This window comes from Halobacillus sp. K22 (genome assembly GCF_052246795.1).
Taxonomy (GTDB): Bacteria; Bacillota; Bacilli; order Bacillales; family Halobacillaceae; genus Halobacillus.
The window spans coordinates 1-6,322 of the sequence record NZ_JBQQCN010000051.1; the positions used below are offsets into that span (position 1 = coordinate 1).

At 42.2% G+C, this 6,322-nt stretch carries 9 protein-coding genes; 6 read left to right on the forward strand and 3 right to left on the reverse strand.

The window, feature by feature from the left end; translation table 11 throughout:
• The first annotated feature begins 215 nt into the window (after positions 1-215).
• From ACTWPM_RS20510 to ACTWPM_RS20520, 3 genes are all read left to right on the forward strand, one after another.
• On the forward strand, positions 216-419 hold the full coding sequence (locus tag ACTWPM_RS20510; protein ID WP_443134818.1) for a hypothetical protein: 204 nt from the start codon (positions 216-218) through the stop codon (positions 417-419).
• 13 nt (positions 420-432) lie between these two features.
• Positions 433-1,434: an acrylyl-CoA reductase family protein gene (locus ACTWPM_RS20515; protein WP_443134819.1), complete on the forward strand. Its 1,002-nt coding sequence runs from the start codon at positions 433-435 to the stop codon at positions 1,432-1,434.
• Between the two features lie 431 nt (positions 1,435-1,865).
• A complete protein-coding gene (locus tag ACTWPM_RS20520; protein WP_443134820.1) occupies positions 1,866-2,261 on the forward strand; it encodes a hypothetical protein in 396 nt (131 codons plus the stop codon).
• A gap of 168 nt (positions 2,262-2,429) precedes the next feature.
• On the opposite strand, the gene ACTWPM_RS20525 is transcribed toward ACTWPM_RS20520, so the two are convergent.
• The 3 genes from ACTWPM_RS20525 to ACTWPM_RS20535 all read right to left on the reverse strand — a co-directional run bounded on the left by ACTWPM_RS20525 (position 2,430) and on the right by ACTWPM_RS20535 (position 3,454).
• Positions 2,430-2,624: a YwbE family protein gene (locus tag ACTWPM_RS20525; RefSeq protein WP_443134821.1), complete on the reverse strand. Its 195-nt coding sequence runs from the start codon at positions 2,622-2,624 to the stop codon at positions 2,430-2,432.
• Positions 2,625-2,720: 96 nt separating this feature from the next.
• Complete coding sequence (locus tag ACTWPM_RS20530) at positions 2,721-2,933, reverse strand: DUF2188 domain-containing protein (RefSeq protein WP_443134822.1); 213 nt, start codon at positions 2,931-2,933, stop codon at positions 2,721-2,723.
• Positions 2,934-2,998: 65 nt separating this feature from the next.
• Positions 2,999-3,454: a DUF2188 domain-containing protein gene (locus ACTWPM_RS20535; protein WP_443134823.1), complete on the reverse strand. Its 456-nt coding sequence runs from the start codon at positions 3,452-3,454 to the stop codon at positions 2,999-3,001.
• A gap of 182 nt (positions 3,455-3,636) precedes the next feature.
• Between ACTWPM_RS20535 and pxpB the strand changes: the two genes are divergently transcribed.
• The 3 genes from pxpB to ACTWPM_RS20550 are packed head-to-tail and all read left to right on the forward strand — an operon-like array spanning position 3,637 to position 6,130.
• On the forward strand, positions 3,637-4,350 hold the full coding sequence (gene pxpB / locus ACTWPM_RS20540; RefSeq protein ID WP_443134824.1) for a 5-oxoprolinase subunit PxpB: 714 nt from the start codon (positions 3,637-3,639) through the stop codon (positions 4,348-4,350).
• On the forward strand, positions 4,350-5,351 hold the full coding sequence (locus ACTWPM_RS20545) for a biotin-dependent carboxyltransferase family protein (RefSeq protein WP_443134825.1): 1,002 nt from the start codon (positions 4,350-4,352) through the stop codon (positions 5,349-5,351). The genes pxpB and ACTWPM_RS20545 overlap by 1 nt, the downstream gene beginning before the upstream one ends.
• A gap of 11 nt (positions 5,352-5,362) precedes the next feature.
• A complete protein-coding gene (locus ACTWPM_RS20550) occupies positions 5,363-6,130 on the forward strand; it encodes a LamB/YcsF family protein (protein WP_443134826.1) in 768 nt (255 codons plus the stop codon).
• Positions 6,131-6,322: the final 192 nt, after the last annotated feature.

Here is a 6,322-nt window from a genome sequence, read left to right on the forward strand (position 1 = left end):
TTAGGATATCACGGAAGGGAGAATATTCAAAGGCATTCGCCTTACGGCGACGGCATTCATCTCCCCCTTACCACCGGTCTTCGACACGGCGCTTGAAGAGGGAGTCTTCTGCCGATGAATGATAAAATAAGTATTTTATAGCTGGGATCCATGAGTTTAATAAATGGCTAAAAAAGGAATATGGCGGATGTAGCCTATTTAATGGAGGTGGCCTTATGGCTGAACAAGATAAGCGTAAGCAAGAAAGAGACCAAAGTTTTGAAGAAAAACTAGAAAAAGAAAAATTAATTGATGGTATGCCTAATGAAGAAATAAAAAAAGAAGAGCAAGAGCAGGAAAAAGGCGAAAAGTCCAAAAATGACTCTCTGACAGAAGAGCAATACAATGAAGATTTTCGCAATAAAGATAAAAAAGATTAAATGAGGTGTAAAAATGACAACTTTTCAGGCTTATAAAATTGATAAAGACGGAGAGACGGTAAAAGGAAGGATGGAAGATCTTTCAGCTAAAGATCTTCCATCCAGTGATGTGTTCATCAAAGTTCACTATTCCAGTGTAAATTTCAAAGATGGCATGGTTTCTCAGCCAGATAATGCCCTTGTGAAAGACTATCCGATCATCCCCGGAATTGACATGGCCGGAGAAGTGGTCCGCTCAAGAGATGATCGTTTTAAAGAAGGCGACCAAGTCATTGCTACCAGTTATGAAATTGGAGTATCGCATGATGGCGGGTTCAGTCAGTATGCAAGCGTCCCCGCTGATTGGATTGTCCCGCTTCCTGAAGGTCTGACATTAGAAGAGTCCATGATTTATGGTACAGCTGGATTTACTGCTGCACTATCTGTCTACCGTCTGGAACAGAATGGTCTTACTCCAGACCAGGGCCCGGTACTTGTTACAGGCGCGACCGGCGGAGTAGGAAGTATGGCCGTAGCGATGCTTGCTAAACGCGGATACGCGGTGCATGCGAGTACTGGCAGCGAAGAACATACCGAATACTTAAAAGACCTGGGTGCTGACAAAGTACTCTCCCGAGAAGATGTGTATAATGGCAAAATTAAAGCATTAGCGAAGCAGCAGTGGGCTGCTGCCGTCGACCCTGTCGGTGGTGAACCTCTGGCTTCTATTTTAAGTAAACTCCAGTACAATGGAGCAGCTGCAGTTAGTGGTTTAACCGCGGGTGTTGATGTACCTACACAAGTTTATCCATTTATCCTGCGGGGTATTAGTCTCCTTGGCATTGATTCTGTATATTGCCCTATGGAAACTCGGAAAAAAGTATGGCATCGAATGGCAAATGATTTAAAAACCAAAGAAGTGTTTAACCGTATGAAAGTAGTCATTTCTTTGGATGAGGTCGAGGAAAAATTACAACAGATTCTTAAAGGTGAAACACGAGGCCGTACCATTATTAAATTACAAGATGAAGAATAGGTAGTTGCACTCAAAACGCACCGGATTGACAAACGTATCCTTAAATACTATAATATTTAATTAGTGCCTTGAAAAAGGCAACTCGGAAAATGAAAGAGTGATATGTATGAGACTGGCATTCTGCTACGTTTTGATACGACTTAATCACACTGGATCAGCTTCGGAGCTGTAAGGATGCAATAGAGGTAGGGATTGCGTCGTTTAAGTTGATAAAACTACCATGTAGAACTAATCAACCGCGGCAAAGGTTGGGATTCAACAACCAACGCTTGTAATATTTTAAAAAACAAGTTTAAGAAAACTTTATTTTTTCCGATGTAACACAAAAGCGGGTTAGACGACGGTCTGATCCGCTTTTTCCAATTTAAAAAAGTTTATGATAGAAGTCCTATGGTAATATAACTCATATAGAAAGAGAAGGAGGTACGGAAATGGCTGAATACACAAATCGAATAGAACCAGAAGAAGTCCGAGTTTTGATGGATTTCTCTGAGTTCAAAGACATTGTAACGGAAATATTGGGCGAGGCGAACAATCTCGTTAATGTTGAGATTGATTATGATGAAATTGAGGAGCCTGGCGGCGTCACTCTCATTCGCCCTATGGTTAAACTTGAAGAAACGAGCAACCTTACTGAAGAAGATCGTCACAAAATTCTATCCTCTGGGTTATCCATTGATCGCGAGCCCTTCGATAATGGTGACTATGCTATGGAGCGAATTTTTGGGACCTCTTATACGGTTCTTGAGGCTACTAGTGATGCAGATGGCAACTTCTTCACAATTGAAATGCCTTTCCGCAGCTATATGGAAGAAACCAGATCTTAATCTAATCAAAAAACCGGTCCACTTTAGTAAGCCAAATCTTCTAAAGCGGACCGGTTTTTTTGTTAATATCTATCCGTTGATTTTTATCAAGATCTGATTAAAGGACAGACTTACAGTCTCTTCGATTCATATAAAAATAAACTCTGAAGTTTAACTGAGACATGATAATTAAGCGTGGATGTTTTTCACACGGCCTACCTGTCCGTCTTCCAAACGTACTTTAATACCATGAGGATGGGATGGTGATTTAGTTAATAAATCCTTTACGACCCCTCTTGTAAGATTCCCGCTTCGCTGGTCTTTCTTTAATACGATATCCACCTCTAAACCAGGTTTAATATCACTGCGCTTCTGTCCGTTCATGGTTCATCCTCCCTCTATTATCGTCTACCTATCATATCACATTTCCATATAAAAAGAGCACCCAGTTCAGGGTGCTCTTGCATGACTCTCTCATAACTATTTAGAGTATGAATGTTGATTCTGGATCGTACCATCCTGTTTATGGATGATGGCACTCGTACCTTTATTTTGAGCTATTTCTTTTGCACGGTTAATCGCATCCTGTTTATTTTCGAAAACCTTGGTTGGCTGGTCTGCTCCTTCTGCCTTTACAGCCCAACCGTCTTCATGAGCTACTACATGTTCTGAACGATTATTATTGTCAGCCATTCCAATACCTCCTATTTTTTGTATTAATTGGTATATATCCTTTAATCCCTTTCGTTAAACGCTACTTAATACTCGGTTTTTTCCTGGATACTTCCGTCCTTCTTATGAATAATGACTTGAGTTCCTTTATTCTCAGCTATTTCTTTTGCACGAGAAACAGCTTCATCCTTATCCTCATAGACATTCGATGGTTTCTTCGCATCTTCTGCCTGAACAGCCCATCCATCTTCATGAGGTATCACATGTTCTCCTTTATCCAAAAGTTCCGGGCGGTTGTCATATTGCTTATCCTCGGGGTCTCTGCTTTCTAACTCCTCATCGCCCATTTGCTTCGCTTCATTAATCTCATCTTCAGTTGCATTCTCATACCATTCCTTAGCCTGTTCAGTTGCAATGGGAATAGCTCTTCCCTCATCATATCCTTCATCGAGCATAGCATTAGCAATATCAATTGCCTTCTTTTTGACTGGTGTGTCTAAATTTTTCAAAGAACTTGGATAATCATTCATGTCCCAAGGCATGTTACGGCCTCCTTTTTAACAAATGGTATAATTGTATTTACCGCATACCGCTTTTCCGTAAACAAAAAAACCTTTTAATCTCCTATAATTTTGAAGAATAATTGTCCATTCAAAGGGAATAGTTTAATAGGTTAGGTAAATGAAATAGTTTATGAAAATGTGTTAACTAAGGAGGCTTACCAATGGACTACCAATTTCAACCACTCGGAGACCAGGCTGTGGTCATTGATTTAGGGAATGAAATTTCACACACGGTTCATGAAGAAGTACAGACACTATCAAACTTACTTGAAGAACATCAGCCAGAATGGATGATCGAATACATACCAGCCTTTACAAATGTAACCATCCTTTACAGCCCTCTTTTTATCCATCAGCAAACCAAACAAACAGACGCTCTCCCATACGACTGGGTGTGTGAACAACTAAGAAAGATGATCGCCCAGAACAAGCGTACTAAGGTACCAGAACCACGTACAATTGAAATACCTGTGTGTTATGGAGGGGAGTATGGTCCAGATTTACCCCATGTGGCTGAACATACAAATCTAAAAGAAGAGGAAGTCATAAAAAGACATTTGAACGGAGATTACCTGGTTTACATGATAGGGTTTGCTCCCGGGTTTCCTTATATAGGTGGAATGGACGAAACCATTTCCACTCCTAGAAGAGATGATCCAAGACTCGAAATCCCTGCAGGATCTGTAGGAATTGCCGGAAGTCAGACAGGAGTTTATCCGATTACCACGCCTGGAGGCTGGCAATTAATTGGTCAAACTCCCCTACAATTGTTTCAACCTGAGGAAGACCCCCCATCCCTTTTGCAAGCTGGGGATAAAATTAAATTTACATCAATCTCAGAGAAAGAATACCTCGCAATTAAGGAGGGGAAATAATGCTGAAAGTTCTAAAATCCGGTCTACTGTCCACCATTCAGGATCTTGGCCGGTACGGATACCAAAAATACGGAGTAATTACTAGTGGAGCCATGGATCCAGAGGCCCATCGAATTGCTAATTTGCTTGTAGGAAACGAACAACATGCTCCTACCATTGAAATGACGCTGAAAGGTCCTGTCCTTGAGTTCCAGGAGGATGCGCTGATAGCTGTCTGCGGTGGAAACCTTTCCCCTATGATTGATGGAGAGACCGTGGGGCTTTGGCGTCCGGTATATATAAAAAAAGGAAGTGAACTTAGATTCGGAAATCCTAAGAAAGGGTTCAGAGCTTATCTAGCTATCGCAGGAGGCTTGGATGTAACAACCGTAATGGGAAGTGCTTCTACTTATTTGAGAGCTGAAATCGGAGGTTATCAAGGCCGTGCTATTGATAAGGGAGATACCATCGGTTGGGGGGAACTATCAGAAGATTCCCAGCAGACCTTTAACGAACTCAAAGAGATTGCAGGCAGTGAATCACACCAGGCGATGGATTGGTTCGTAGCAACTGAATTCAGCGCACCCATTCATGGAGAGAGCAAGATTAAAGTAATGGAAGGCCGGGAGTTCCACCTGTTTACCGAAGAAAGCCAATCTCTGTTCTTTGAAAAAGCTTTTCAAATTGACTCTCAATCTGATCGGATGGGCTACCGTCTTCAGGGTGATAAATTAGAGCTTGAGAACCAAAAAGATATGATTTCAGAGGCCGTAACATTTGGGACCATACAAGTTCCAGCAGAAGGAAATCCCATTATCCTGCTTGCTGACCGCCAAACCACAGGCGGGTATCCTAAAATTGGTCAAGTAGCAACTGTTGACCTCCCGCGTGCCGCCCAGTTAAAACCCGGTGAACAAGTAAGTTTCGAACAGATCAGCCATAAGCAAGCTCAGTATCTATTACTTGAACGCGAAAAACAAATTCAACAACTGGAACAGGGAATTAAATTTAAAAACCGTTAGGAGGAACACTGATGCCTATTGTAGATATTAACTGTGATATGGGTGAGAGTTTTGGTACTTATACCAAAGGCAAGGATGAAGAGATTCTGAAGTATGTAACGTCCGCTAATATCGCCTGTGGTTTCCACGCTGGAGATCCATCTATCATGAGGAAAACTGTCAGGCTTGCTGCGGAAAATAACACAGGGATCGGGGCCCATCCTGGTTTTCCTGATTTAGCTGGCTTTGGGCGCCGTAAAATGGATGTTACTCCTGAGGAAGCTTATGATCTTGTGGTCTATCAAGTGGGAGCCCTGAACGGATTCGTTAAAGCAGAAGGACAGTATTTGCAGCATGTTAAACCTCACGGTGCTTTATTTAATATGGCCGCTCAAGACAGAGCACTGGCTGACGCTGTTGCTCAAGCCGTCTATGATGTGGATCCTGAGCTCATATTGTTCGGACTTGCTGGAAGCGAGCTCGTCCAAGCCGGCCGCAATGCTGGACTGCGAACGGCAAGTGAAGTCTTTTCAGACCGCACGTATCAACAGGACGGCAGCCTTACCTCAAGAAGGGATCCGAATGCTTTAATTACTGATCATCAAGAGGCCGTGAAGCAGGTCATCCGTATGATTAAGGAAAATAAAGTTACCAGTCTGCAGAACGTTGATATCGACATCGAACCACAAACTATCTGCATCCACGGAGATGGAGAATCAGCGGTAGATTTTGCAAAGTATATTACTAAAGCCTTGAAAGAAGCCGATATTGAAGTATCTAAAATCAGCAGTTTTATCTAATCAATGCTCTATTTAACTGTGTGTGATTTCACCTCAGCAACTTATTAAACTAAAGGGCCGGTTAGTTGAAGACTCGATTTCGAGATATTCCAGGTCCGTTGCTAATAAAGAGAGTGGCTGACTACGGGAACAACTCGCTTTCCTGCGGGGGAACTGGCAAGCCTCCTCAGTCGTTACCACTCCTTGTGGGGT